Origin of the sequence: Luteimonas chenhongjianii, assembly GCF_002327105.1 — a bacterium.
GTDB lineage: Bacteria > Pseudomonadota > Gammaproteobacteria > Xanthomonadales > Xanthomonadaceae > Luteimonas > Luteimonas chenhongjianii.
On sequence record NZ_CP023406.1, the window covers coordinates 575,556 to 600,782 of the forward strand.

Sequence of the window (25,227 nt, forward strand, 5' to 3'; positions counted from 1 at the left end):
CCCGGCTCATTCGAACCGGAACTTCGCCCCCACCGTGAAGTAGCGGCCGATGGCGCCGGCGAAATCCAGCGGGTTGTAGTTGATCGCGCCATAGGTCAGCGGATCGAGCGGGGCGACGCGGTCGGTGAGGTTGGCGACCGTGCCGAACACTTCCCAGCGGTCGGTGGCCTTCCAGCGCCCGGACAGGTCGATCGAGTAGAAGGAGGCCAGTTCGCAACCGCGCGGCGCATCGTCTCCGTTTGCGAAGCGGTTGGCGCACAGGGAATCGCCGGCCTCGGTGACGTTGCGCATGCTGTCGCGCCAGTTCACGACGGTGCTCACCGAGAACGCATCGCGCTCCCACGTCGCGCCGAAGTTGGCGCGGTTCTTCGGTGTGCCGATGCAATTGGTCACGTCGCAATTGCCGTGGGTACCGGCGAACTGGTAGACCGTGCCGTCCGGATCCTTGCGTTCGAAGGTGCTGATGTGGGTGAACTGCAGATCCAGCCGCAGGTTGCCCGCATCGCCCAGGTCCACGCTCTGCTCCATGTCCACGTCGAAACCCTCGACGGTGGTCGACGAGGCATTCTCGTAACCGACCAGCACCGCGAGGATCGTGCCGCTGTCGGGGGTACCCGGAATATCGTTGCTGCCGCGGATGACGTTGGCGCCACCGGCGGCGATCGCCGCGTCCGCGCTGCCGCCGAAGATCTCGTCATTACGACGGATGCGGAAGGCGTCCAATGCCAGCGATCCGCCGACCCACGGTGACAGCACAAAGCCGACCGTCGTGCTCTTGGATTTCTCCGGCTTCAGATCGGGATTCGGAGACGTGATCAGCGCGATCGGGCCGGCGTCGCAATCCTGCGGCTCGTTTCCGGGCGCGGCGCAGCGCACCGGGTCGACGGCCGTGCTGAAGGCGGCCAGGCCACCGGTGCCGGATTCGGCGGGGTTGGGTGCGCGGAAGCCTTCGGCGTAGGTGCCGCGCAGCGCCAGCCAGTCGATGGGGGACCACTTCACCCCGAACTTGGGCGTGGTCGAGGTTTCGCCGCCGTCGTACTTGTCCACGCGCAGAGCGCCGGTCAGCTCCAGGGTCTCGAGCACGGGTGCCTGCAGTTCGACGTAGGCGCTGGTGACCTTCTCGACGCCGCTGTAGCTGGAGTAACCCAGACCGATGATGTCGCCCTGATCGGTGAAAGTCTGCGGGGTGAGCGAGACCGACTGGCGCCGGTATTCGGCACCGAGCGCAAGTCCGAGCGCGCCGCCGCGCAGGTCCATCAACGGGCGCGTGGCCTTGGCGTCGATGACGTCGAGGCGGGTGCGCCCGGCGGCGCTGATCCGCGGCGAGATGAAGTCGTAGAGCGCCTGTGTATTGAGCCCGGCGTCCTCGCCGATGCGCCAGTAGCCGACCGGGCTGTCGGGGTCCTCGAGCGCGGTCCTGACCCGGCTGTAGCGCAGGAAGCCGGTGCGTTCGTTGGTCAGGTCGGTACCCGAGTGCAGATAGCCGGCGTCGTAGTCCCAGGCGCCGTAGGTGCCCTTGACGCCGAGCAGTGCGCGCACGAACCGGCTGTCGTTGTAGGTGACGCGCGGGCCGACGTCGAACGCGGTGTAACGCAGCCTGTTCGCGGTGCCCGGGAACGGGTTGTCGGGATGATCGGGGCCAAGCACGGTCGCGCCCGGGCCGGGATCGCTGGCGTTGACCGGCCCGCCGGGATAGCCCCACGCGCCGGAGACACCCGACGGGGTGTTCTGGAAGGTGGTCTTCTTCTGGGAGGCGCTGAGTTCCATGTAGATCTCGCCGTTGTCACCGAAGGCGAACGCGGCGCGCGAGAAGAAGTTCACGTATTTCTCTTCGGGCGAGAGATCTCGGAACCGCCCGACATCCCACAGGCAGCCGCCGGCCGGATCCTGCGGCGTCACATCGGACAGGCCGGCGCAGCCGGGCAGGGATTCGAACAGGCCAGTGGCCGGATTCTCGACCGCGCCAGTGGGCCCGCCACCCGCGGCCGTTCCGCCGCCGCTGATGCGGCCGGGCAGGTTGGTGCTGATGGGGTAGCCCCACGGCCGCGTATCGCCGGTACCGATCCAGTCGCGATCACGGCGGTCGCGTACGCGGATGCCATCGGTCTTCGCCGCTTCGATGCTGAAGAACGCGTTGTAGCCGTCATCGCCCAGGCTGCCGGTACCTGCGGTCAGCGACGCCTTGGGCTGATCGCCGCCGCCGTCCTCGGACCAGCCGTAGGAGACGGTGGCGGTCGCACCCTCGAAGTCGTTGCGCAGGATCACGTTGACCACGCCGGCAATGGCGTCGGAGCCGTAGATCGAGGAGGCGCCGTCCTTGAGGATCTCGATGCGTGCCACCGCGTCCAGGGGAATCGTGCTGAGGTCGGTGAAGACCTTCTGGCCATCATCGGCAAGACCGAACGGGGCCATGCGCCGGCCGTTGAGCAGGACCAGCGTGGAACCGGCGCCAAGCCCGCGCAGCGAGATAGCCGAGCCACCGCCGGCGAAGCCGTTGCCGAAACTCTTGGGGATGGAGCCGGCGCCATCCACCGACAGGCTCTGCAGGTATTCGCCAACCGTGGTCCTGCCCGTGCGGTCGATCTGCTCACGGCTGATGACCAGCACCGGCGACGCGGTCTCGGTATCGGTCCGCGGAATGTTGGAGCCGGTGACGGTGATGCGGTCCAGCGTGGTGGTATCGGACTGTTGCGCGGCGGCCTGCAGCGGCAGGACGGCAGCGACGGCACAGGCGATCGAGACAGCGAGCAGCCGGCGACGCGGCTGCGAAGGAAGGGCGAGCGGCATGGGGAAGACCTCGAACAAGTGGAAGAACTGTGTGTCGGATCCGCCAATCCATCTCGGACGGCCGGCGACGCCAGTAAAAATCCCGTTAACGTCGTGCTCGTGTGACGTGAAGCAATTCAGCTCCGGGCGCCCAAGGCGAATTCAACGAAAGTTCATCCCCGTGCCAATTCAGGTCCCGCGGGGCGAAACCCGGGCGGCGCGATCCCCACCGGCGGGCCGCGCGCGAGGTGCCTTGATTCGTGCAGGCGCGGACCAATATCCGCCGCCTATCGTCACCTGCCACACGGAACGTCCATGACCGCTACTGTCGAGACCCGCAAGTTCGAAGCCGAAGTCGCCCAGGTGCTGCACCTGGTGACGCACTCGCTGTACTCGCACAAGGAAATCTTCCTGCGCGAGCTGATCTCCAACGCCTCCGACGCCTGCGACAAGCTGCGCTTCGAGGCGATCGCCAACCCGGAGCTGCTGGTCGGCGCGGGCGAGCTGCACATCGATGTGAGCTGGGACAAGGCGGCGCGCACGGTGACGATCCATGACACCGGCATCGGCATGTCGCGCGAGGACGTGGTCGCCAACATCGGCACCATCGCCAGCTCCGGCACGCGCCGCTTCCTGGAGGCGATGAGTGGCGAGCAGAAAGCCGATGCGCGCCTGATCGGACAGTTCGGCGTCGGTTTCTATTCCGCCTTTGTGGTCGCCGACCGCGTGACCGTGCTCACCCGCCATGCCGGCGCCGCACCCGAGGCCGGCGTGAAGTGGGAAAGCGACGGCCGCGGCGAATATTCGCTGGAGGACGTGACCCTGCCCGAGCGTGGCACCACCGTCGTGCTGCACCTCAAGGCCGACGAGGACGAATTCCTCGATGGCTGGAAGCTGCGTTCGCTGGTGCGCAAGTACTCCGACCACGTCGCGTTCCCGATCCGCATGCCCAAGGACGCGGCCGTGCCCGCCGAGGACGGGGCTGAGGCCAAGACCGACGCTGCGCCTGAATGGGAGACCGTGAACGACGCCTCGGCGCTGTGGACCAAGTCGAAGTCGGACATCTCCGACGAGGACTACCAGAGCTTCTACAAGTCGCTTGGCCACGACTTCAACGACGCCCTGGCCTGGACCCACAACCGCGTCGAAGGCAGCCAGAGCTTCACCACATTGCTGTATCTGCCCTCGCAGCCGCCGTTCGACCTGATGATGGGCGGGCGCGACGAGCGCAAGGGCCTGAAGCTCTACATCAAGCGCGTCTTCATCATGGACGCCGCCGAAGAGCTGCTGCCGAACTACCTGCGTTTCGTGCGCGGCGTGGTGGACGCCGACGATCTGCCGCTCAACGTCAGCCGCGAGATCCTGCAGCACAACCGCCAGCTCGACCGCATCAAGGGCGCCTGCGTGAAGCGCGTGCTCGATCTGATCGAGAAGCTCGCGCGCGACGAGCCCGAGAAGTTCGCGACGTTCTACAAGGCCTTCGGCAACACGCTCAAGGAAGGCATCGTCGAAGACCCGAGCAACCGCGAGCGCATCGCCAAACTGCTGCGCTTCGCCTCCACCAAGGGCGATGGCGCCGCGCAGACCGTGTCGCTGGACGACTACGTCGGCCGCATGCCTGTCGGCCAGGATGCCATCTGGTACATCACCGCCGATGGCTACAAGGCCGCGGCCGGGAGTCCACAGCTCGAGGCCTTCCGCGCCAAGGACATCGAAGTGCTGCTGATGTTCGACCGCATCGACGAATGGATGCTCGGCAGCCTGCACGAGTACGCCGGCAAGTCGCTGAAGAACGTGGCCAAGGGTGAACTGCCGCTCGACGCGGCGGACAAAGCCAAGCAGGAAGAAGCGGCGACCGCCGCCGCGCCGCTGGTCGAACGCATCAAGCGGCTGCTTGGCGAGCGCGTCGGCGACGTGCGCGTTTCGGCGCGCCTGACCGATTCGCCCTCGTGCCTGGCGCTGGCCGACTACGAGATGGCCCCGCACCTGGCCCGCCTGCTGCGCGAGGCCGGCCAGGCCGTGCCCGAGAGCAAGCCGACGCTGGAGATCAATCCGCAGCACGCGTTGCTGGCACGGATCGAAAGCGAAGCCGATGACGCCAAAGCGGCGGACCTCGCGACCCTGCTGCTCGAACAGGCCGAGATCACCGCGGGCGCGCAGCTGCCGGACCCGGCCGCATTCGTGCAGCGCATGAACCGGGTGCTGCTGGGCGGGTGAACCGCCCGGGCTCGCGTCCAGCACGCGACCATGCGTCTCAAGCCCTCCCCCGCGTACGGGGGAGGGCTGGGTGGGGCAAAGCCCACGTTGGGGAAGGATGACCCGTGCGATCTGCTCGCACGCGATTGCACCGCCGGAGCTGCTTGGTGCCGAAAGAACGAGCGCTCGCGCCTTCCGACGAGCGCCGAACGCCAGAACTGCGGATGCCCGGCGCACCGCCCATCCCGTGCCCATTCCCACAGCGGCATCCGGCAACGCCCGATTCCCCGCGCCCCGCGGATGCGGCACCCTGTCGGCCTCCGTCCCGCGTCCGTCAGAACCTGCTGCCACCGGCGCAGGTGCCGGGACGCAGGGCGGAACCGTTCCAAGCAGGGACCACGACGATGGCCGATCGGACCGTACGTACAGGTCGACACTCCACGCGGCCACGCAGGCTCGCGGCCGCGCTCGTCGCCACCGCACTCACGACGACAGGATGCCAGGGCATGGCGATGACGCACGAGACGACGCAACCTCCGAGTGGCGCTTCGCAGCCGGGGCCGCTGACCGAGTGGCCGTTGCGGTTCCTCCGCCACAACTTCGGCATCGCGACGTATGCGGTGCAGGAATACACGGTCATATATGCCAACCGTCCGTACTCGGGCGGGCCGCGACCAGCACGCGAGGAGGTGCATCCGAATGCGTTCCACGGTACAAGCGCGGGCCACATCTCGATCCGGAACTTCCCGCCCCCCGCCGTTGTGAGATGGACATCCAAGGACGGGACACCGCTGGAGGCGCAGGTCGACATCGGCGAGATTTTCAAGGATGAGTTGGTGCTCTACGAGGCGCCGCGGGAAGAGATCTCGGACCGTACACCGTCGATCAATCCAGACATCGTGATGGAGATCAACGACCGAACGATCAACGTCTACATGCGCGCGTTTCTTTCGTTGAAGGCGCCGAGGTTTCCGGAGCGACCGCATAGCGACTTTCGGGACGACCTGGTACTGGCTTGGAGCCAGACTTACTGACCTGTATCCACATGGAGGTGGAGCGTGGGCGGACATCGTCAGCCGGACGGCGTGCGCGCCGATGCCGCGACGGCAGAGCATCTGGCGAGCTTTGACGCCGCAAAGCAATCGCTCGAGAACTTCACTGCGCCGGTGCTGCTTGACGAGCGCAGGACTGATCAACGTCTCTTCGTCGCGTCCTTCGATGGCACCGGGAACAGCAAGAACGATCCAGGCACGCTGACCAACATAGCCCTGATTGACGAGCAGATCAGACGTCATGCGGAGCACGCAGAGCAAATGCTTGGTTACACGCGACTTGGAAGGGGATATGTCGAGGGGCCCGGCACCCAAGGCAGCATCAGCGGAATGATCGATGCGATTGACGGCGGGAGTTACGGCGCGCGCTTGGAGGATATGTACCTGCAGTTCGTCAAGCAGGCGAAAAAGTGGGTAGACGGGGACCCAAACGCCGACATTCGAATCCTCTCAACTGGTTTCAGTCGGGGTGCAGAGCAGGCGGCCGGCTTCACCAGACTCATCGAAGAGCGAGGCATACAGGACCCAACGAATGCGATGTTCAAGCGCAACGCCGACGGCCTGATCATCGGTGAAGTAACCTATCCCAATCTGCCGCTCCGCGAGCCTGGTCATGTCATCCAGGCCGCAGTTCTATTCGACCCGGTCGGCACCGGCGCGCCGCGTCAGAACGACCGACGTCTCGCGGAGTCCGTCGTGTCGGGCTTCCAGATCACTGCGCTGACCGAACGTCGCAACCTGTTCCAGGGCACGTGGATCACCGACTTCGGGATCACGCCAGATGGCCGTTTCCTCAATGTGGGCGTTGCTGGCGCCCACAGCGATATCGGCGGCGGCTATCGGCGGGACGGGCTGGCGGTTCTATCAGGCAATCTGGCGATCGACTACATCAACGGAATGATTCGTCCGCCGCCACTCGGGAAGCGCGCCTTGCCGGACGATCCGGATCGCTACGTAGTCCATCGCTCGAATGAGCATTCCCGCCTCTACTTCACGTCGGTGTTCGACCGACGCGGTGAACGCGGCATGCATGACCTGCTCGCACCGCCCACGCTCTGCCAGATCGACTGCCGAGACGCGATGCCGCGCAACGAGGCGATGGCGGCGCGTCTCGAGTGGCGGAACGTGACGATCGGGGCCGTGCAAGGCAGCGTTCCGGTTCGCAGCGAAGGCATGGACATGCCGACGTTCGCCAATGGCCTGCTGTCGGCCGCGGCGCGCGATGACGGCATCAGGATTTCGGGTCTCACGCGCGAGCAGATCGTCAGCGATGCCGGACAGACCTGGTTGCAGAGCGGCTTCGATGCGCTGGAGCGGCAGTCGCGCGAGTTCACCGAGCGAGCGGCCGCGCACGCCGCGCCGTCCCATGTGATGGCAGCACCCGAGCTCTAGCCGCTGTGCGGTGTGGCAATGCCGATCCGCTGTCAGCGCGAAACGGCCGTTCGCCCACCGGCCCTCCCCTCGGAGCAGGGAGGCGGGAGGAGGGGACATGCTGCTATCGGACGCCCGCCGTTTCACGCGGCGGCAAAGTCTGCGGCCAGCCTCCGGCCAGGGCGCGGTACAGCGCCACCGCATCGGTCGCGGTACGGGTGCGTCCCGCGGCGAAAGCATCCTCGGCCTGCAGCTGGCTGCGCTCGGCGTCGAGCACGTCCAGCAGTCCGGTCGCGCCCGCATCGAAACGCATGCGCGCCAGTTGCGCGGCATGCGCGCTGTCGCGCGCCGCGCGTTCCAGTTCGACATCCGCGTCATGGGCGCGGTTGAAGCGCACCAGCGCGTTGCCGGTGTCCTCGAGCGCGCGCAGCACGGTCTGCTGGTAACGCGCGAGTTCCATCTCGGCGTCGGCGTCGGCTGCGGCGATGCGGGCGCGCACGCGGCCGATGTCGAGGAACGACCAGTCGATGCCCAGCGCGACCAGTCGCGTCTCGCTATCGCGCCCGAACAGGGCGTCGATGTCGCCGGCCTGACTGCCGATCAGGCCGCCGAGGGTCAGCCGCGGGAACAGGTCGGCGGTGGCGACGCCCACGCGCGCCGTGGCCGAATGCAGACGATGCTCGGCCGCGGCCACGTCGGGGCGCACGCGCAGTAAATCGGCCGGCGTACCGGGATCGATCGACCGCGGCACGGCCGGAAGCGCGCGCGGGGCGGTCAGCTGCGCGCGCAACGTTTCGGGTGTACGTCCGGTCAGCACGGCGATGCGATGAGTGGCGACGGCAATCTCCGCTTCCAGCACCGGGATGCGGGCCGACGTCGACGCCGCCTGCGCCGAGGCGCGCGCACTGTCGAAGCCGCTGTCCTGTCCGGCTTCACGCCGCGCCTGCACCAGCGCCAACGTCTGCTGCTGGTTGCCGGCATTCTCGGTCGCCACGCGCAGCCGTTCCTGCAGGCCGCGCAGATCGAGGTAGGCGGTCGCGACTTCGCCGACGATCGCGACCTGCAGCGCGCGCAGGTCCTCCGCGCTCGCGGCGACATCGGCGCGACCGGCCTCGACGCTGCGACGCACGCGGCCGAACAGATCGAGTTCCCAGCTCGCGCCGATGCCGATGTCGAAGCTGTCGGTGTCGCGTGCATCGCGCGGCACGCCGGGCACCTGGTCGGCGCTCGCGCGATTGCTGGCGGCGGTCCCGCTGGCATCGATCGTCGGCAACCGGTCGAAGCGTGTACCGCGCAGCAAGGCGTTCGCGCGGCCGAAGCGTGCCAGTGCGATGCGCAGGTCGTGGTTCGCCACCAGCGTGTCCTCGACCAGCGCGTTCAATTGCGGATCGCCGAAGGCTCGCCAGAACGCGGTGTCGGCCACGGCCGTTGCGGCGGTGCCAACCGCGGCGTTCGCGGTCGCCGCGGTCGCATCCGGCACGTCACTGCCTTCGAAGGTCTCCGGCACCGCCATCGACGGCCGCACATGCTCGGGCCCGACGGCGCAGGCGGCGAGCAACGCCGCCGCCAGCGCCGTGATCAGCGGGCGCATCACCACGGCAGCACCTCGTCGAGATAGAAGTAGCCGCCGGTCGGGCCGGCCTCGTCGATCAGCGCGAGGCGCACGCTGGTACGTGCGCCATCTGCGACTTCGAGTTCGCCGTTCTGTTCGTCGCCGGCTTTGTTCATGTCGGTACGCACGTAGCCCGGATGGATCGTGTTGACCTTGATACCGGCATCCTTGAGCACGTGCGCCAGATGCACCGTCCAGGCGTTCACCGCGCTCTTGGACACGTTGTAGGCCGGGGTGCCCTTGAAGTCGTAGATGAAGGACGCCGGGTCCTGATGCTGGCTGATCGACCCGAGCAGGCTGGACACGTTGACGATGCGGCCGGCCGCGGACTTGCGCAGCAACGGCAGCATCGCCTGGGTGGTGGCGACCAGGCCGAACACGTTGGTGTCGAATGTCGTGCGCCAGGTGTCGATCGACTGGCCCGCGGCTCCGAGCTGCGGATTGTCGGCAAGGATCCCGGCGTTGTTGACCAGGATGTCCACGCGGCCGTGGCGCGCCTCGATCGTGCGCGCAGCCTCGGCGATGCTTGCCGCGTCGGTGACGTCGAGTTCGATGGCCTCGACCGGCAAACCTGTGGCCTGCAGCTCGAGCGCCGCCGCGACGGCACGGCCACGGTCGCGGCCGGCGAGCAGCGTGTGCACGCCGGCTTCGGCCAGCTGACGCACGGTTTCCAGGCCGATGCCACGGGTGGCGCCGGTGACGAGGGCGATGCGGGGAGAAGTGCTCATGAGAATGACCTCAGCAATTGGATAAAGGGAAAAGCGGCGTGGCGTGCGGCGGAACATGTCGCGCGGCACGGAGTGGGGTGCGCCCGGCGCGGCATGACGCGCTGCTTCCGGACCTCGCAGCCGGCGTCATGCGTGCAGCCCGGTGCCCGGCGCGGCGTGCGACGGCGCGACCGGCCTGTGCGACACCACCGGTGCGTTCGCGAGCTTGCGCAGCGCGACGTAGAACACCGGGGTGAGGAACAGGCCGAAGACGGTCACGCCCAACATGCCGGCGAACACGGTGACGCCGGTGATCGAGCGCACCTCCGCGCCCGCGCCACTCGAGAGCACCAGCGGGACGGTGCCGGCGATGAAGGCGACCGAGGTCATGACGATCGGGCGCAGACGCAGGCGGCTGGCTTCCAGCGCGGCCTCGACGATGCCCTTGCCCTGCATCTCCAGCTCACGGGCGAATTCGACGATCAGGATCGCGTTCTTGCAGGCCAGGCCCATCAGTACCACCAGCCCCACCTGCACGAAGACGTTGTTGTCGCCGCCGGCCAGCCACACGCCGAACAGCGCGGATAGCAGCGTCATCGGCACGATCAGGATCACCGCCAGCGGCAGCGACCAGCTCTCATAGAGCGCGGCCAGCACCAGGAACGCCAGCAGCACCGCGAGCGGGAACACCACCAGTGCCGCGCCGCCCTGCGTGTTCTGCTGGTAGCTCAGGTCGCTCCAGCCGATGCCCATGCCGGCCGGCAGCACCTGGCCCGCGAGTTCGGTGACCTTGGCCATGGCTTCGCCGGACGAGAGCACGCGCGGGTCGGCATCGCCAAGCAGGTCGGCCGCGGGATAGCCGTTGAAGCGGATCACCGGATCCGGCCCATAGGTCTGGCGGACATCGACCATCGAGCCCACCGGCACCATCTCGCCCGCTGAATTGCGCGTGCGCAGGTTGGCGATGTCGGTCACCTCGTCGCGGAACTGGCCGTCGGCCTGGGCGATGACCTGCCAGGTGCGGCCGAACATGTTGAAGTCGTTGACGTAGGCCGAACCCAGATACGTCTGCAGGGTGTCGAACAGTTCCGTCAGCGGCACGCCCTGCGCCTTGGCCTTGGCCCGGTTTACGTCGGCATCGAGCTGCGGCACGTTGGCCTGGTAGCTGCTGATCGGATAGCCCAGGCCCGGCGTTTGCGCCGCCGCACCCTGGAAGGCCTGCACCGCGGCCTGCAGCTCGCCGTAACCCAGGCGTGTGCGGTCCTCGACGAACAACGACCAGCCCGACCCGTTGCCGAGACCCTGGATCGGGGGCGGCATGAAGGCGAAGGTGAAGCCTTCCTGGATCGTGGAGAACTTCTGGTTGAGCTCGGCGGTGATCTCCTCGGCGCTGCGCGAACGTGCGTCGAAGGCATCGAGCGTGAAGAAGATCACGCCGTTGTTGGGCGTATTGGTGAACTGCAGCGGGTTGAGACCCGGGAACGCGATCTCGCTGGCGACGCCGTCCACTTCATCGGCGAGCGCGGCCATCTTCTTCAGCACCGCGTCGGTGCGTTCGATCGAGGCGCCCTCGGGCATCTTCACGCCAGCGATCACGTACAGCTTGTCCTGCACCGGGATGAAGCCGGCCGGCACCACCTTGAACATCAAGCCCGCGCCCACCAGCAGCGCCGCATACACCAGGAACACCGCGCCGCGACGACCAAGCGCGCGCGACACCGCGCCCTCGTAGCGCTCCGAACTGCGGTTGAAGAACCGGTTGAACGGGCGGAACAACCAGCCGAAGACACGGTCGATCAGTCGCGTGGCGCGATCCTTCGGCGCGTCGTGCGCGCGCAGCAGCTTCGCGGCCAGTGCCGGCGACAGGGTCAGCGAATTGATCGCCGAAATCACCGTCGAGATTGCGATGGTCACCGCGAACTGCTTGTAGAACTGGCCGGTCACGCCGGTCAGGAACGCCATCGGCACGAACACCGCGCACAGCACCAGGGCAATCGCGATGATCGGCCCGGATACCTCCTTCATCGCCAGATGCGCGGCCTCCAGTGGCGACGCGCCGAGTTCGATGTGCCGCTCGACGTTCTCGACCACGACGATCGCATCGTCGACCACGATGCCGATCGCCAGCACCAGCCCGAACAGGGTCAGCGTGTTGATCGAGTAACCGAGCAGGTACAGCACCGCGAACGTGCCGACGATCGACACCGGCACGGCGAGCAGTGGAATGATCGATGCGCGCCATGTCTGCAGGAACAGGATCACCACCAGCACGACCAGCAACGTCGCCTCGATCAGCGTCACCACGACCGACTTGATCGAATCACGCACGAAGATCGTGGTGTCGTAGATCGACTGGATCTCGACTCCCGGGGGAAGCTGCGGACGCAACTCGTCCATCTTCGCGACCACGCCGTCGCGGATCTCGAGCGCATTCGCACCCGGCGCCTGGAAGATGCCGATCGCCGCCGCGTTCTTGCCATTGAGGCGCGCGCGCAGCGTGTAGTCGCCAGCGGCGAGCTCGATGCGTGCGACATCGGCCAGGCGCACCAGCTCGCCGTCGCTGCCGGCCTTGAGCACGATGTCGCCGAACTCCTCGACGCTTTCCAGGCGTCCCTTGGCATTGATCGGCAACAGGAAATCGCTGCCGTTTGCCATGGGCTCGGCGCCCAGCTGGCCGGCGGAGACCTGCACGTTCTGCTCGCGCACGGCGCGCACCACGTCGCTCGCGGTCATGCCGCGCGCGGCGATCCTGTCGGGATCGAGCCATAGCCGCATCGCGTAGTCGCCGCCGCCGAAGAGCTGGGCATCGCCGACGCCGGCGATCTTGGCCAGTTCGTCCTTGACGTGCAGGCGCATGTAGTTGCGCAGGTACAGCGAGTCGTAGCGGCCGTCTTCCGAGGTCAGGTGCACCACCATCAGGAACACCGGCGACTGCTTCTGCGTGGTCACGCCCTGTCGTCGTACGTCCTCGGGCAGTCGCGCCTGCGCCTGGGCAACGCGGTTCTGCACGCGCACCGCGGCCTCGTCGGCATCGGTGCCGGGACGGAAGGTCACGGTGAGTTGAAGCACGCCGTCGGAGCCGGCGACGGACTTGATGTACATCATGTCCTCGACGCCGTTGATGGCCTCCTCGAGCGGCGTCGCCACGGTTTCGGCGATCACCTTGGGATTGGCGCCGGGATACACGGTACGCACGACCACCGATGGCGGCACCACCTCGGGGTATTCGCCGATCGGCAGCAGCGGAATGGCGATCAGGCCGCCGGCAAAGATCAGGATCGACAGCACCGCGGCGAAGATCGGCCGGTCGATGAAGAAGCGGGAGAAGTCCACGGGGAATCCTTGTGGGCGGCGCGGTGGCCGCTTGGCGAAAAATCGAAACAGCGAGCCCTGCTCCCTCGGGGAGAAGGGTGGCCCGGAGGGCCGGATGAGGGGAGCGCTACCGGTGCGACCGGCAGCCCTCACCCCAAACCCCACCCCGGCCTTCGGGCGTAGCCCTCAGGCGCGCAGCGGCGCATGAGCCAGTGGCTCGAAAACGCGCCGCTTCGCCCCAGTGGGAGAGGGGCTCAGAACAAAAGCCTCAGCGCTTCGCGACTGCCTCGATCGGCTGGCCGCCGCGCATGGCGACCGCCTGCGGGGCGACCGGCATGCCCGGCATGAAGACCTTCTGCACGCCGTTGACGATCACCCGGTCGCCGGTGGCCAGGCCCGACTCGACCACGCGCAGTCCCTCGACCATGCGTCCCGGCACGATGTCGCGTCGCTGCGCGGTGTTGTCCTCGCCGACGACGTAGACGTACTTGCGGTCCTGGTCGGTGATCACCGCCTTGTCGTCGATCAGGATCGCCGGTCGCGCGGATGCGCCTTCCAGCTGTACGCGGGCGAACAGGCCGGGGGTGAAGCGGCGGTCCGGGTTCGGCAATACGGCGCGGGCACGCACCGTGCCGGTGGCGGGATTGATCTGGTTGTCGAGGAAGTCGACGGTGCCGGCGTGGGGGTGGCCGGCCTCGTCCGCCAGACCCACGCGCACGGCGTTGTCGGCATTGCGGCGTTCGCCGGCGCGCGACATCGCCTGGTGGCGCAGAAACGTGCGCTCGTCGGTCTCGAAATACACGTGCACCGGATCCTGCGAGACCACGGTGGTCAGCAGTGACGCGTCCGCCTGCGCGAGGTTGCCGGTGGTCAGCATCGCGCGACCCGCGCGTCCGGCCACCGGCGCGCGGACCTGCGTGAATGCCAGATCCAGCCGCGCCGTTTCGACCATCGCCTGCGCCGCGCGCACCGCAGCCTCCGCTTCCGCGAGACCGGCGCTGCGCGCTTCGAAATCGTCGCGCGAGATCGCGCTTGCCTCGATCAGCGACTGGGCGCGGGTGTGCCGCGTCTTCGCCAGCTGTGCCTCGGCGCGGGCACGTGCGAGCTCGGCTTCCGCGCGCTGCAACGCCGCCCGGTAGGGCCGCGGGTCGATGACGAACAGCAGGTCGCCCTTCGCCACCTCGTCGCCTTCGGCGTAGGCGACACGCTCCACATAGCCGCTGACGCGCGGCCGCAGCTCGACGCTTTCGACCGCGGCGATGCGTCCGGTGGCCTCGTTCCAGTCCTGCACCTGTTCCGACAGCACCGCGGCGACACCGACGTCGGGCGGAGCCGGCGCGGTCTGGTCCTGGGCACGGGTGTCGCAGCCGGCAACGGCGAAGGCGACGGCGGCGGCGAGACCTGTCGCGGCGAGCGCGCGCCAGACGCGCCGGCGCGGGCGGGAATGCAGCATGTGGGGGCGGATCATGAGCGTGATTCCTGGGCAGAGACGGAGGTGGCCAGGCGATGCAGCAGCGCGCTGGCGTCTTCCTGGTGTCGGGGGATGGGCGCGCACGGGCCGACGTCGAGGTCGTCCGACAGACCGGGGGGCGCACGGCAGCGCCGAGCGGGAAGCGCACCAGTGCGATGTCGGCATTCGCAGCGCCATCGACCAGACGCAGGGCGTGGTCGGCGATCGCCTCGACGTCCGGCCACTGCGCACGCGCATGGGCGGCGTTGGCGTCGCAGCGCATCGGCGAATCGACCGCGAGCATCTGCACGCGCACCGGCAGGGTGCGGGCTTCCTCGTGCAATACCCGCGCGAGCATCCGCAGCGCCGATGCACCGATCGAGTGGTGGCCGTAGCCGGACCATGGATGGTCCGCGCCCGGTCCGCCGACCAGCACGTATCCGGCGCGTGGCCGCGTCGCAAGCAGCGGCAGCAGATGACGCGCGATCGCCAGATGTGGCAGCAGGTCCTCGTCGAGGCGGCGACGCAGGAAATCCGCGGGTGCATCGAGCACGCGCTGGCTGCCGGCGGCGCCGCGGATCGCCGCGATGACCGCGCCCGGTTCCGGCCCGGGCAGGGTACGGAGGCGTGCCGCCAGATCGGCCGCGGCGGCGTCGCTGCGGATGTCTGCGTACAGCGTCGTCAGCGTGGCGCCGTGCCTGGCCCGCAGTCGGTCGAGCGCTTCGGCGTCGTTGGCCACCGCGATCGTGCGGCGTCCGGCGGCCGTGGCCTGCTCCACCACGCGCATTCCGACCGTCCCGGTGGCGCCGACCACCACCAGCGGCGCTGGAATTGTCCCGATCATGGGATTTTGTCTCCCGAAAAGCACTCCTCGACGGGGGCTGTGACCATCCGGCGGGAGGCCGTGCCCGGCAGCCAGGACCACAACCATCCCCACCCGGCACGCCCCGACTGGAGCCGCCTGGGCACAGTGATGCGCGCACTAGACGATTGATTCGGCGGGATTTCCATGCGCTGAGCACGCCGATGCGACGCCGCCATCGCGGAGCGTTGGCGTGGGGGTCCGGCGTGGCGGAAAGCGGTCATCGGCGGCGTCCGTTGGAAGGTGCCGCAGATCATCCGCCCGGAAACGGGACTTGATTAGTCCCTATTCGAGGGAATAATTATCCCCCTCGCGGTCCAATCCCCCTGTTCGCGCCACGGCACTGCCAAGGAGTTCCACATGGCCCACGATCTCAACGAGACCCTGATCTTCGTCAAGGTGGTCGAGCAGGGCAGCTTCATCGCCGCCGCGAACGCGCTCGGCCTGCCCAAGACCACGGTCAGTCGCAAGGTGCAGGAGCTCGAACAGCGGCTCGGCGCACGCCTGCTCAACCGCACCACGCGCCGGCTGGGCCTGACAGAGGCCGGCAGCGTCTATCACGAGCACTGCCAGCGGATCGCGCGCGGCCTGGAAGATGCGGAAAGCGCGGTGGCGCAGTTGCAGTCGGGGCCGCGCGGCTGGCTGCGTTTCACCGTGCCCTACTCGATCGGCATCACCTGGATCGCGCCGCTGCTCGGCGACTTCCAGTCGCAGTACCCCGAGATCCAGCTCGACATGCACATGGGCAACGAGAAGCTCGACCTGATCGCAGGCGAAGCCGATCTGGCCCTGCGCATCGGCACGCTGCCCGATTCCAACCTCGTCGCGCGCAAACTCGGCAGCCTGCGTACCCAGGTCTTCGCCAGTCAGGCCTACATCGAACGGCATGGCGAACCACTGCACCCCGACGACCTGCAGCACCACCGCACGCTGGTGATGCGCAAGAGCCACAACGCCAACAACCGCTTCGTGTGGTCACTGACCGACGGCCACGCGCTGCGCGAGTTTCCGGTCAATCCGCAGCTCGTCGCCAACGATCCCGCCGCGCTCAACTGGGCGCTGATCAAGGGCGAGGGCCTGATGCTGACCGGCGACGTGATGGCCAAGGCCTTCGTCGAAGCCGGCATGGCGCAACGCGTGCTGGCCGGCTGGACGGGCCCGGAAGTCGATATCAATGCGGTGTTCCCGGGTGGCCGGCTGGTGTCCCCCAAGGTGCGTGCGTTCGTCGATTTCCTGATCGACCGCCTCAATTTCGACGCTGGGCACATGCAGACGCTGTGCCAGGTGCAGCAGCAGGCAATGGAAGCGAAATACACGGGCAAGGCGGTGCTGGCGCAGCTGGAGAAAGCGACGCGGCAGGCAGTCGAAGCGGTTGAAGAGGCCGACGCCGCGGATATCGAGGCGGACGAAGCAGAAGAGGTCGTGCTCGCGGGACGTTGACGCCATCGACCGCCCGGCGCGGGCGATGCGCGCGCCGGGCGCTGCTTTTGCCGGTCTCTTTCGCTTGCTGGGCGGACTCCGATCCGGGACCAGACCGATCGAAGGGCGTCGCCGCGCGTCGTCCTTCGGGCCTGCGTACATGCGCGCCGCATCGAGGAATCGAAGGGGGCGCAGCGCGAGACTGCTGCGGCAAACAGACGAGCGCCGCCGGGCGCGAAGCTAGCTGTCGAGCTTGACCAGCAGCTTGCCGAAGTTGCGCCCCTCGAGCATGCCGATGAACGCCTCCGGCGCCCGCTCCAGACCCACCACCACGTCCTCGCGGTAGCGGATGCGGCCATCGCGCAGCCACCGGCCCATCTCGCGCACGAATTCCGGGTAGAGCGCGATGAAGTCGTGCTGGATGAAGCCGCGCACGGTGAGGTGGCGGCTGAGGATCATCGCCATCAGCTGCGGCAGGCGATCCGGGCCCGGCGCGGGAGCGGTGGCGTTGTAGTGGGCGACGAGGCCGCAGACCGGAATACGCGCGAAATCATTGAGCAGCGGCATCACCGCATCGAAGACCTTGCCGCCGACGTTCTCGAAGTACACGTCGATGCCGTCCGGGCATGCCGCGGCCAGCTGCTCGGCAAAATCCTCGGCGCGGTGGTCGAGTGCGACATCGAAACCGAGCTCGTCGCGAAGATGCGCGACCTTCTCCGCGCCACCGGCGATGCCGACCACGCGCGCGCCTTTCAGCTTCGCGATCTGGCCGACGGTCGCCCCCACCGGGCCGCTTGCGGCGGCGACGACCAGGGTTTCGCCGTGCTGCGGCCTGCCGATCTCGTGCAGGCCGACATAGGCGGTGAACCCGGGCATGCCGTGCACGCCGAGCGCAGTCTGGACCGGCAGCCCGGCCGGATCGAGCTTGCGGCGCAGGGTTTCGCCATCCACCACCGCGTAGGTCTGCCAGCCCGCATGGGCCAGCACCAGGTCGCCGGGCGACCACGCCGGATGCAGCGACTCCACCACCTCCGACACCGTGCCGCCGTCCATGGTCTCGCCGATCTCGAGTGGCGCGACGTACGAGCGTCCGGCGTTCATTCGGCCGCGCATGTAGGGGTCGAGCGAGAGCCAGCGATTGCGCAGCAGCACCTGCCCGGTGCGCGGCGTGGGCATGGGCGTGTGCTCGAGGCGGAAGTCGCTGGCGACCGGCGCGCCCTTGGGTCGCGCGGCCAGCACGATGCGGGTGTTCTGTTCGGTGGTCATGCGCGACTCCGCTCGACGGGGCTGGCCAGCATGGCGCAATCGGGCCGAGGCCGGCGTGACCTCAGCCGCCGGCGCTGGCGTTGTCGAGGCAGGCGATGTCGGCCTTCGACAGCAGCAGCGTGCGCGAGGCCGCGAGCTCACGCAGCTGGGCGACGCTGGTCGCGCTGACGATCGGTGCGGTCACGCCGGGGCGGGCGATCAGCCAGGCCAATGCGACCTGCGCGACGGTACACGCCTGGCGACAGGCGACGTCGTCGAGCGCGGCGAGGATGCGCTTGCCGCGCGGGTTGAGGTAGCGCGCGACCACCTGCGCACCGCGCGCGCTGCTCTTGGCGGCATCGGCGCGGGTGCGGTACTTGCCGCTGAGGAAGCCACTGGCCAGCGCGTAGTAGGGGATCACACCGATGCCGCGCGCACGTACCAGCGGTTCGAGCGCGGCCTCGTAGCCGGCGCGATCGACCAGGTTGTACTCGGGCTGCAGCGTCTCGTAACGCGGCAGGCCATGGCGCTCGGCGATGTCGAGCGCTTCGGCCAGGCGTGCGGCGCTGTAGTTCGAGGCCCCGATCGCGCGCACCTTGCCCTGCTCGATCAACCGCGAGAACGCGCCCAGGGTGTCTTCGAGCGGCACCGTGGCGTCATCCTCATGGGCCTGGTACAGGTCGATGACATCGGTACCCAGGCGCCGCAGCGAATCCTCGCAGGCGGCTTGGATGTTGGCCGGTGCCAGGCCCTTGCGTTGCGGCCACTTGCCCACCTTGGTCGCGATGACCACGCGGTTGCGTTTGCCGCTGGCCTGCAGCCAGCGTCCGATCAGCGTCTCCGACTCGCCCCCGGCGTTGCCGTCCACCCATGCCGAATAGGCATCGGCCGTGTCGATCAGATTGAGGCCGAGCGCGACGCACTCATCCAGCAGGGCGTGGGTTGTGGCTGCATCGGCGCTCCAGCCGAAGACATTGCCGCCGAACGCCAGCGGCGAGACCTTCAGGCCCGATCGACCGAGTTCACGCTCCGCCATTGCGATTTCCAGGGTGTGGTGGAGGTGCCAGCATAGGCAGTCGCGGGACGCGCTCGTACCAGCGCGCATGCAAATCAGCGTTCCGGTGCCCGGCCGTCGACACTGGTGCCGGAGATCCGTCCGGCCTGTGGCACCCTTGCGCCACATCCGCGTCCGGAGTTCCGCCCATGCAACGCAGCTTGTCGTTCTGTGCCCTCGCCCTGCTCGTGCTCGCCGGCTGTGCCAGCGGGCCGACCACGCCCGCCGACTCGGCCGGCGATCTCGACGCCAACAACGTCGCCCGCCTCGACGCGGCGCTCGCCGGCGAATGGCGCAGCGCCGACAACCGCGCGCGCGACCAGTTCCGCCATCCACGCGAGACGCTCACGTTCTTCGGCGTGCGTCCGGAGCACACCGTCATCGAGATCACGCCCGGCAGCGGCGCCTGGTACACCGAGATCCTCGCCCCCTACCTGCGCGGAAACGGACGCTACATCGCCGCACTGGTCGATCCGGCCGCCGTTGCCGAAGGCCGCGGGCGCGACTACCAGAAGGCGCAGCACGATGGCCTGCAGGCGCGCTTCGATGCCGCGCCCGCGCAGTTCGAGGGCGCGCGCACCGTGCTTTACGACCCCACGGCGCCGCGCCTGGGCCCGCCCGGCTCGGCCGATGTCGTGCTGACCTTCCGCAACGTGCACAACTGGCGCAGCGCCGGCCAGGCCGAGGCGATGTTCAAGAGCTTCCACGAAGTGCTGCGTCCGGGCGGCGTGCTCGGCGTCGTCGAACACCGGGCGCGCGGCGAGGTGCCGGAGGGCGACCGTAGCGGCTATGTCGCCCAGTCCCAGGTCATCGCGCTGGCCCAGGCGGCCGGCTTCCGTGTCGACGGCAGCAGCGAGATCAACGCGAATCCGAAGGACACGCGCGACCATCCCAATGGCGTGTGGATGCTGCCGCCGACCAATCGCCACGATGCCGCCGATGCGGCGAAATACATCGCGATCGGCGAAAGCGACCGCATGACCCTGCGTTTCGTGAAGCCCTGATACGCGCGGGTGGCCGGTCGCCGGCCACCTCCGCAATTCCGCTCCGCCTGCCTCCCGCGCCCGCCGCTCCCATGCTCGTCGCCTTCAACAAGCCCTACGGCGTGCTCTGCCAGTTCACCGACCGCAGCTCGCCGCCGCGGCCAACCTTGGCCGGCTACGGGCTGCCGGCGGATGTCTATGCCGCAGGTCGCCTCGACCACGACAGCGAAGGTCTGCTGCTGCTGACCGACGACGGCCCGCTTGCGCACCGGATCACCGATCCGCGCCACAAGCTGGCCAAGACCTACCGCGTGCAGGTGGAAGGTGCGCCCACGCCGGACCAGCTGCAGGCGCTGCGCGATGGCGTCGTGCTGAACGACGGTCCGACCCGCCCGGCGCGCGTGGCGCTGCTTGAGCACGCGCCGAGCCTGTGGCCGCGCGACCCCCCGGTGCGTTACCGCAAGACCGTCCCCGACGCGTGGCTGGAGCTGACGATCCACGAGGGTCGCAATCGCCAGGTCCGCCGCATGACCGCAGCCGTGGGCCTGCCGACGCTGCGGCTGGTGCGTGTGGCGATCGGCGACTGGTCGCTGGGCGATCTGGCGCCAGGCCAGTGGAGGATCGCCGGCGCGGCGACTGTCTGAGTCGGCGCTGCGGGCCGTTCAGGTCGGCGCTGACCGCTGTGGCGGCGCACGGGTTTCTGTTACCGTGCGGGGCGGCCAGCGCGCGCCTGTTGCGCAGTCCCTGTGCCTCATCCGGAACCTATGCCGAATTCTGCAAACGCCAGTGGTCGCATTCTTGTCGTCGATGATCAGCCTGCGAACCTGCGCGTTGTCAGTTCGCTGCTGAGCCGTCACGGCTACGAGGTGCAGACCGCCCCTGACGGGGCCGACGCGCTGGCGATGCTGCAGGAGCGCCAACCCGACCTGCTGCTGCTCGACATGTTGATGCCGAACATGGACGGCTTCGCGCTGCTGGCCGAGATCAAGCAGAACCCGGACCTGCTGCGCCTGCCGGTCGTGTTCCTGACCGTGGCCCAGGACCGCGAGCTGCTGCTGCGCGCCTTCGATGCGGGCGCGGTCGACTATGTCACCAAGCCGTTCATGCCCGAGGAACTGCTGGCGCGCGTCAATGCGCACGTCGGCCTCAAGCAGACCCGCGACCGCCTCGAGCGCATCGCGCGCGAGCGCCAGGAGCTGGTGAACCTGGTCGCGCACGACCTGAAGAATCCGCTGTCGAGCATCTGGTTCGCCAGCGACATGCTGATCAAGAACGAGACCAAGCCCGAGCGCATTCCGCGCTATCACAAGATGATCCACGAGAGCGCCGAAGACGCGCTCGGTTACATCCGCCGCTATCTCGAGACCCAGGACACTTCGCGCAAGATCGCCGCCGCCCGCCAGGCCACCAAACTGCGCGATGTGCTGGACTGGATCCTCGCCCGCTATGCCCTGCAGTTCGAGGACCGGGGCGTGACCCTGCACGCGCGGGCGCCGGATGCGTCACCGATGGTCGCCGTCGACGGCCTGGTCCTGCGCCAGGTGGCGGAGAACCTGATCAGCAACGCGATCAAGTACGCGCCCGACAGCGACGTCGACATCTCCCTGCGCGGCGGCGGCGTCGGTTTCTGGCAGTTGCTGGTCGAGGACCGGGGGCCGGGCATCGCGCGTGACCAGCAGCACGCGCTGTTCCGTCCGTTCCAGCGACTGGCCTACACGGACAAGGACGATGGCCGCTCCAGCGGCCTGGGCCTGTCCCTGGCCAAGCAGATCATCGTCGATCTGGGCGGCCAGCTCTGGTACGAAGACCGTGATGGCGGCGGTGCGCGTTTCGTCATCGAACTGCCGGAAGTCTCCCCGGAGCTGGCGGTCGCAGAGGTCCCATCGGCCGATTGAACCGGCCGCGTGGCAAAAAAAACGCGGGCCGAGGCCCGCGTCGGTTAGTCCGCGCCCGGCCGCATGGCCGGCGCGCAGACGATGCCTAGAATCAGGAATCCGATTCGGATGCCTCGCGCGAGCCACGCTTGCGCGTCGAACTGCGGTTGGGTTCGATGCGACGCGAGCTGCCTTCGACCGTGTTCGACTGCTTGCGCTTGCGGTACTGGTAGGCGACGGCCCAGGCCACGCCGATGCCGATCGCCGAGGCGGCCAGGATGGCCGGGTTACGACGCAGGAATCCGCCGGCCGCCCGGGTGCCCGAGCGCGCAGCGCCAATGGCGATACCGGTCTTGAGCCACTTTTCGGCCGATTCGGGGATCGCGTGACGCAGGCTGTCGCCTGCCTGGCCGACCAGCGACAAGGCCTTGTCGGACAACACTTCGAATTTGCTCATGGGAGTGACCTCGTGGGTCCGCAGGGGAGGCGAAGGAGTCTATGCGCCGCCTGTGGACCCGGTGTGAGCGCTGGCGTCGCGGACGGTCGGCAGGCGCCGGGGAACGCGCCGCGGCGGGGCTGAAGCCGGGGGATGCGTCCACGCGGCCCCGCGCTTCCCGACCGGCTTGCCGGAGGGCCCCCGCCGCACCGCCCGGAGGCCGAGGCCGCGCGCGGTGGTCTAGGTCCCGCGCGGCTTCGCGCGATGGGTAGCCGGCGCGTTCCAGGGGTCCTCCGGCCACGGGTGTTTGGGATAGCGCCCCTTCATTTCCTTGCGGACCTCGGGATAGGTGCGTTCCCAGAAGCCGGCCAGGTCGCGGGTGACCTGCAGGGGACGTCCGGCAGGAGACAGCAGGTGGATCGTCAGCGGGACCCGGCCACCGGCAACGGCCGGTGTATCTGCCAGGCCGAACAGTTCCTGCAGCTTGACCGCGAGCACCGGCGGGGCCGGTGTTCCATCGGCCTCGATCGCGTAGTCGATCGCGCGCGCCATGCCTGAAGGCACGTCGACGCGGGCAGGCGCGAGCCGCTCGATCTGCTGGCGCTGGCCCCAGTCCAGCAGGCCCTGCAGTGCATCGGCGAATGCCTGCGGGGTCAGTGCGTCGAGCCGGCTGATGCCGGCGAATGCCGGGCGCAGCCAGCTGTCGCGTGTCGCCAGCAGCGCTGCGTCGGACAGGTCCGGCAATCCGAGTTCGGGCATCCACGCACGTACCGCCTGTGCGCGTGCGCGCCACTGCCGCAGGCCGTCGCGCCAGGGCAGTACGTCGAGCCCGAGCAGGCCCACAGCATCGCTCAGGGCCTGCGCGGCCTGCGCCGGATCGACGCGTCCGTTCGCCCGCGCGTCGAGCACGATGCCGTCGAAACGCGATACCCGCATGCCGACCAGTGCGCGCCGCTCGGGATCCCAGCGGGTCTCGTCGGCCTCGACGAAGCGCCTCGGCCACAGTCGCCGCAACTGCGCCTCGTCGACCGGCGCGCCGCGCAGCAGCAGCGCATCGCGGGCTTCGAAGCGCAGTTCGCTGGCGACGATCCACGGTTCGCCGCGCAGCGTGCTGTCGTCGAACAGCCGCGCCATGCGCCCGTTGCTCAGCCCATAGCGGGTGGCGTCGCGCGCGTGGCGATGGCCGATGCGATCGGGGAATGCATGCGCGAGCAGGTCGCCGAGGGCGTGCGCGGGCGCCGAAGCCGGTGGCGCCGCGTCGAGCCGTAGGCGTCGTCGCCATTGACCGGCAGCCGCGTCGATCGCCGCGAGCGCGCCGCGCTGGGCGTCGGGCGGCGTGCGCCCGGCGCGGAATGCCGCCAGGGCCTGCCAGCGCGCGGCCACCGCGTCGGAGCGCGGCGAGCCGGGAAGCGGCCGCAGCGGGTCGCGCGCTTCCAGCAACGCGCACAGGTCGCAGGCCAAGGCCTTGCCATTCGCGTCCGCGCCGGCCAGCAGCATCGCCGCGAGCCGGGGATGGGTGCCGAGCGCGAGCATGCGACGGCCGGTCTGGGTGATCGCGCCCCGCGCGTCGAGTGCGTCGAGGCGTTGCAGCAGGTCGTGCGCCGCGCCCATCGCGCCGGCGGGCGGGGGATCGGGAAACACGAGCGACGGATCGCCCCAGGCGGCGAGTTCGAGCGCGAGCGCAGCCAGATCGACCTGCGCGATCTCCGGCCGCCGTTGCGGCTCCAGGCGCTGCGATTCCGGCCACAGCCGCAGGGCCACGCCGGGGGCGACGCGGCCCGCGCGGCCGGCGCGCTGGTCGGCCGATGCCTGCGAGATCGCCACGACCTCCAGCCGCGAAAATCCGCTGTTGGGATCGAAGCGCGGTTCGCGGGCCTGGCCGCTGTCGACGACGATGCGCACCCCCGGCAGGGTCACGCTGCTCTCGGCGACGTTGGTCGCCAGCACCACGCGACGACGGCCATCGCTCGCCGGCTGCAGCACGTGCGTCTGCGCGTCGACTGGCAATTCGCCATGCAACGCGAGCAGCTCGACACCCTCCGGCAGCGCCGCCTCCAGCTGCGCGCGAGCGCGCGCGATCTCGCGCTGGCCCGGCAGGAATACCAGCGCATCGCCCGGATGCGTGGCCAAGGCCTCGACCAGGACCCGGCGGACCTGCAGCTCGAGCGCCTCATCGCGGCGCGGCGGCGCATGGCTGATCGCGACGGGAAAGCTGCGTCCCGCGCTCGACAGCCGCGGCGCATCCAGCCATTGCGCGATGCGCGCGCCGTCGAGGGTGGCCGACATCACCACCAGGCGCAGGTCCTCGCGCAGGCTGGCCTGGACGTCGCGTGCGAGCGCGAGGCCGAGATCGCCGGCGAGATGGCGTTCGTGGAATTCGTCGAACAGCAGCGCACCGACCTCGGCCAGCTCCGGATCGTCCTGCAGCATCCGGGTGAGGATGCCCTCGGTCACCACTTCGATCCGGGTGCGGGCGCTGATCCGCTGCTCGAAGCGGATGCGGTAGCCGACGATGCCGCCGACCTCGTCGCCGAGCTGGCGGGCCATGAACGTCGCCGCCGAACGTGCGGCCACCCGGCGCGGTTCCAGCATCACGATCCTGCGGCCGCCGAGCCATGGCGCATCCAGAAGTGCCAGCGGAACCTGCGTGGTCTTGCCGGCGCCGGGCGGGGCCTCGAGCACCAGGCGCGGATGCGCGGCAAGGCTCGAGACGATCTCCGGCAGCAGCGGCGCGATGGGGAAGGCGGAGGGGGCAGGGGTCGTCACGGCGCACAGGCTAGCGACGTCGCGCGGGCGCGTCGATGCGCGCACGATGCCCGGGCCGTCGACAGCGCCGCGCTCCGGGGGCCGCAGCATCGGCGCATACAATGCACCCCCGCTTTCAGGCC

The 25,227-nt window shown here is 68.8% G+C and carries 16 protein-coding genes and 1 pseudogene; 8 read left to right on the forward strand and 9 right to left on the reverse strand.

Annotated features, from left to right (window positions below):
* Positions 1-6: 6 nt before the first annotated feature.
* Positions 7-2,787, reverse strand: a complete 2,781-nt coding sequence (locus tag CNR27_RS02665; protein WP_096300200.1) for a TonB-dependent receptor — start codon at positions 2,785-2,787, stop codon at positions 7-9.
* A 294-nt stretch (positions 2,788-3,081) separates the two neighbouring features.
* On the opposite strand from CNR27_RS02665, the gene htpG reads away from it, so the two are divergent.
* The 3 genes from htpG (at position 3,082) to CNR27_RS02680 (ending at position 7,406) form a co-directional block, all read left to right on the forward strand.
* On the forward strand, positions 3,082-4,983 hold the full coding sequence (gene htpG / locus CNR27_RS02670) for a molecular chaperone HtpG (RefSeq protein WP_096296819.1): 1,902 nt from the start codon (positions 3,082-3,084) through the stop codon (positions 4,981-4,983).
* Positions 4,984-5,468: 485 nt separating this feature from the next.
* On the forward strand, positions 5,469-5,996 hold the full coding sequence (locus tag CNR27_RS02675; RefSeq protein ID WP_096296820.1) for a hypothetical protein: 528 nt from the start codon (positions 5,469-5,471) through the stop codon (positions 5,994-5,996).
* A gap of 24 nt (positions 5,997-6,020) precedes the next feature.
* Entirely contained in the window at positions 6,021-7,406 is a 1,386-nt protein-coding gene (locus CNR27_RS02680) for a phospholipase effector Tle1 domain-containing protein (RefSeq protein WP_096296821.1), read from the forward strand.
* Positions 7,407-7,509: 103 nt separating this feature from the next.
* Here the strand turns inward: CNR27_RS02680 and CNR27_RS02685 are convergent, their stop codons facing one another.
* The 4 genes from CNR27_RS02685 to CNR27_RS02700 all read right to left on the reverse strand — a co-directional run bounded on the left by CNR27_RS02685 (position 7,510) and on the right by CNR27_RS02700 (position 14,469).
* Positions 7,510-8,976: an efflux transporter outer membrane subunit gene (locus CNR27_RS02685; RefSeq protein ID WP_096296822.1), complete on the reverse strand. Its 1,467-nt coding sequence runs from the start codon at positions 8,974-8,976 to the stop codon at positions 7,510-7,512.
* Positions 8,976-9,725: an SDR family oxidoreductase gene (locus CNR27_RS02690; RefSeq protein ID WP_096296823.1), complete on the reverse strand. Its 750-nt coding sequence runs from the start codon at positions 9,723-9,725 to the stop codon at positions 8,976-8,978. The genes CNR27_RS02685 and CNR27_RS02690 overlap by 1 nt, the downstream gene beginning before the upstream one ends.
* 126 nt (positions 9,726-9,851) lie before the next feature.
* Complete coding sequence (locus CNR27_RS02695) at positions 9,852-13,037, reverse strand: efflux RND transporter permease subunit (protein WP_096296824.1); 3,186 nt, start codon at positions 13,035-13,037, stop codon at positions 9,852-9,854.
* A gap of 247 nt (positions 13,038-13,284) precedes the next feature.
* Complete coding sequence (locus CNR27_RS02700) at positions 13,285-14,469, reverse strand: efflux RND transporter periplasmic adaptor subunit (RefSeq protein WP_096296825.1); 1,185 nt, start codon at positions 14,467-14,469, stop codon at positions 13,285-13,287.
* A 211-nt stretch (positions 14,470-14,680) separates the two neighbouring features.
* Between CNR27_RS02700 and CNR27_RS02710 the strand changes: the two genes are divergently transcribed.
* Together CNR27_RS02710 and CNR27_RS02715 are read left to right on the forward strand one after the other, a co-directional pair.
* Positions 14,681-15,460: a hypothetical protein gene (locus CNR27_RS02710; RefSeq protein WP_157745227.1), complete on the forward strand. Its 780-nt coding sequence runs from the start codon at positions 14,681-14,683 to the stop codon at positions 15,458-15,460.
* 228 nt (positions 15,461-15,688) lie between these two features.
* Positions 15,689-16,598 (forward strand): annotated as a pseudogene (locus tag CNR27_RS02715) (LysR family transcriptional regulator); the annotation flags it as partial.
* A 389-nt stretch (positions 16,599-16,987) separates the two neighbouring features.
* Here CNR27_RS02715 and CNR27_RS02720 read toward each other — a convergent pair.
* Both CNR27_RS02720 and CNR27_RS02725 read right to left on the reverse strand, forming a co-directional pair.
* Positions 16,988-18,013, reverse strand: a complete 1,026-nt coding sequence (locus CNR27_RS02720) for an NADP-dependent oxidoreductase (protein WP_096296829.1) — start codon at positions 18,011-18,013, stop codon at positions 16,988-16,990.
* A 61-nt stretch (positions 18,014-18,074) separates the two neighbouring features.
* Positions 18,075-19,028 (reverse strand): aldo/keto reductase, encoded by a 954-nt coding sequence (locus CNR27_RS02725; protein ID WP_096296830.1) that lies wholly within the window; start codon positions 19,026-19,028, stop codon positions 18,075-18,077.
* Positions 19,029-19,195: 167 nt separating this feature from the next.
* On the opposite strand from CNR27_RS02725, the gene CNR27_RS02730 reads away from it, so the two are divergent.
* From CNR27_RS02730 to CNR27_RS02740, 3 genes are all read left to right on the forward strand, one after another.
* Positions 19,196-20,050 (forward strand): class I SAM-dependent methyltransferase, encoded by an 855-nt coding sequence (locus CNR27_RS02730; protein ID WP_096296831.1) that lies wholly within the window; start codon positions 19,196-19,198, stop codon positions 20,048-20,050.
* A 71-nt stretch (positions 20,051-20,121) separates the two neighbouring features.
* The gene (locus CNR27_RS02735; RefSeq protein WP_096296832.1) at positions 20,122-20,673 is read left to right on the forward strand and encodes a pseudouridine synthase; all 552 of its coding nucleotides are present in this window, start codon (positions 20,122-20,124) and stop codon (positions 20,671-20,673) included.
* 120 nt (positions 20,674-20,793) lie between these two features.
* The gene (locus tag CNR27_RS02740) at positions 20,794-21,924 is read left to right on the forward strand and encodes a hybrid sensor histidine kinase/response regulator (protein ID WP_096296833.1); all 1,131 of its coding nucleotides are present in this window, start codon (positions 20,794-20,796) and stop codon (positions 21,922-21,924) included.
* Between the two features lie 91 nt (positions 21,925-22,015).
* Here CNR27_RS02740 and CNR27_RS02745 read toward each other — a convergent pair whose 3' ends face one another.
* Positions 22,016-22,360: a hypothetical protein gene (locus tag CNR27_RS02745; RefSeq protein ID WP_096296834.1), complete on the reverse strand. Its 345-nt coding sequence runs from the start codon at positions 22,358-22,360 to the stop codon at positions 22,016-22,018.
* A 219-nt stretch (positions 22,361-22,579) separates the two neighbouring features.
* Positions 22,580-25,105 carry an ATP-dependent helicase HrpB gene (gene hrpB, locus CNR27_RS02750; RefSeq protein ID WP_245815729.1) on the reverse strand — a complete coding sequence of 842 codons (2,526 nt, stop codon included), beginning with the start codon at positions 25,103-25,105 and terminating at the stop codon, positions 22,580-22,582.
* Positions 25,106-25,227: the final 122 nt, after the last annotated feature.

Excerpts from the sequence above, each read along its gene's own strand:
- CNR27_RS02675 (WP_096296820.1), top strand. The coding sequence starts at position 5,469 with ATGGCGATGACGCACGAGACGACGCAACCTCCGAGTGGCGCTTCGCAG.
- CNR27_RS02700 (WP_096296825.1), bottom strand. The coding sequence starts at position 14,469 with ATGCTGCATTCCCGCCCGCGCCGGCGCGTCTGGCGCGCGCTCGCCGCG.
- CNR27_RS02730 (WP_096296831.1), top strand. The coding sequence starts at position 19,196 with ATGCAACGCAGCTTGTCGTTCTGTGCCCTCGCCCTGCTCGTGCTCGCC.
- CNR27_RS02690 (WP_096296823.1), bottom strand. The coding sequence starts at position 9,725 with ATGAGCACTTCTCCCCGCATCGCCCTCGTCACCGGCGCCACCCGTGGC.
- CNR27_RS02745 (WP_096296834.1), bottom strand. The coding sequence starts at position 22,360 with ATGAGCAAATTCGAAGTGTTGTCCGACAAGGCCTTGTCGCTGGTCGGC.
- CNR27_RS02720 (WP_096296829.1), bottom strand. The coding sequence starts at position 18,013 with ATGACCACCGAACAGAACACCCGCATCGTGCTGGCCGCGCGACCCAAG.
- CNR27_RS02740 (WP_096296833.1), top strand. The coding sequence starts at position 20,794 with ATGCCGAATTCTGCAAACGCCAGTGGTCGCATTCTTGTCGTCGATGAT.
- CNR27_RS02665 (WP_096300200.1), bottom strand. The coding sequence starts at position 2,787 with ATGCCGCTCGCCCTTCCTTCGCAGCCGCGTCGCCGGCTGCTCGCTGTC.
- CNR27_RS02735 (WP_096296832.1), top strand. The coding sequence starts at position 20,122 with ATGCTCGTCGCCTTCAACAAGCCCTACGGCGTGCTCTGCCAGTTCACC.
- htpG (WP_096296819.1), top strand. The coding sequence starts at position 3,082 with ATGACCGCTACTGTCGAGACCCGCAAGTTCGAAGCCGAAGTCGCCCAG.
- CNR27_RS02725 (WP_096296830.1), bottom strand. The coding sequence starts at position 19,028 with ATGGCGGAGCGTGAACTCGGTCGATCGGGCCTGAAGGTCTCGCCGCTG.
- CNR27_RS02685 (WP_096296822.1), bottom strand. The coding sequence starts at position 8,976 with ATGCGCCCGCTGATCACGGCGCTGGCGGCGGCGTTGCTCGCCGCCTGC.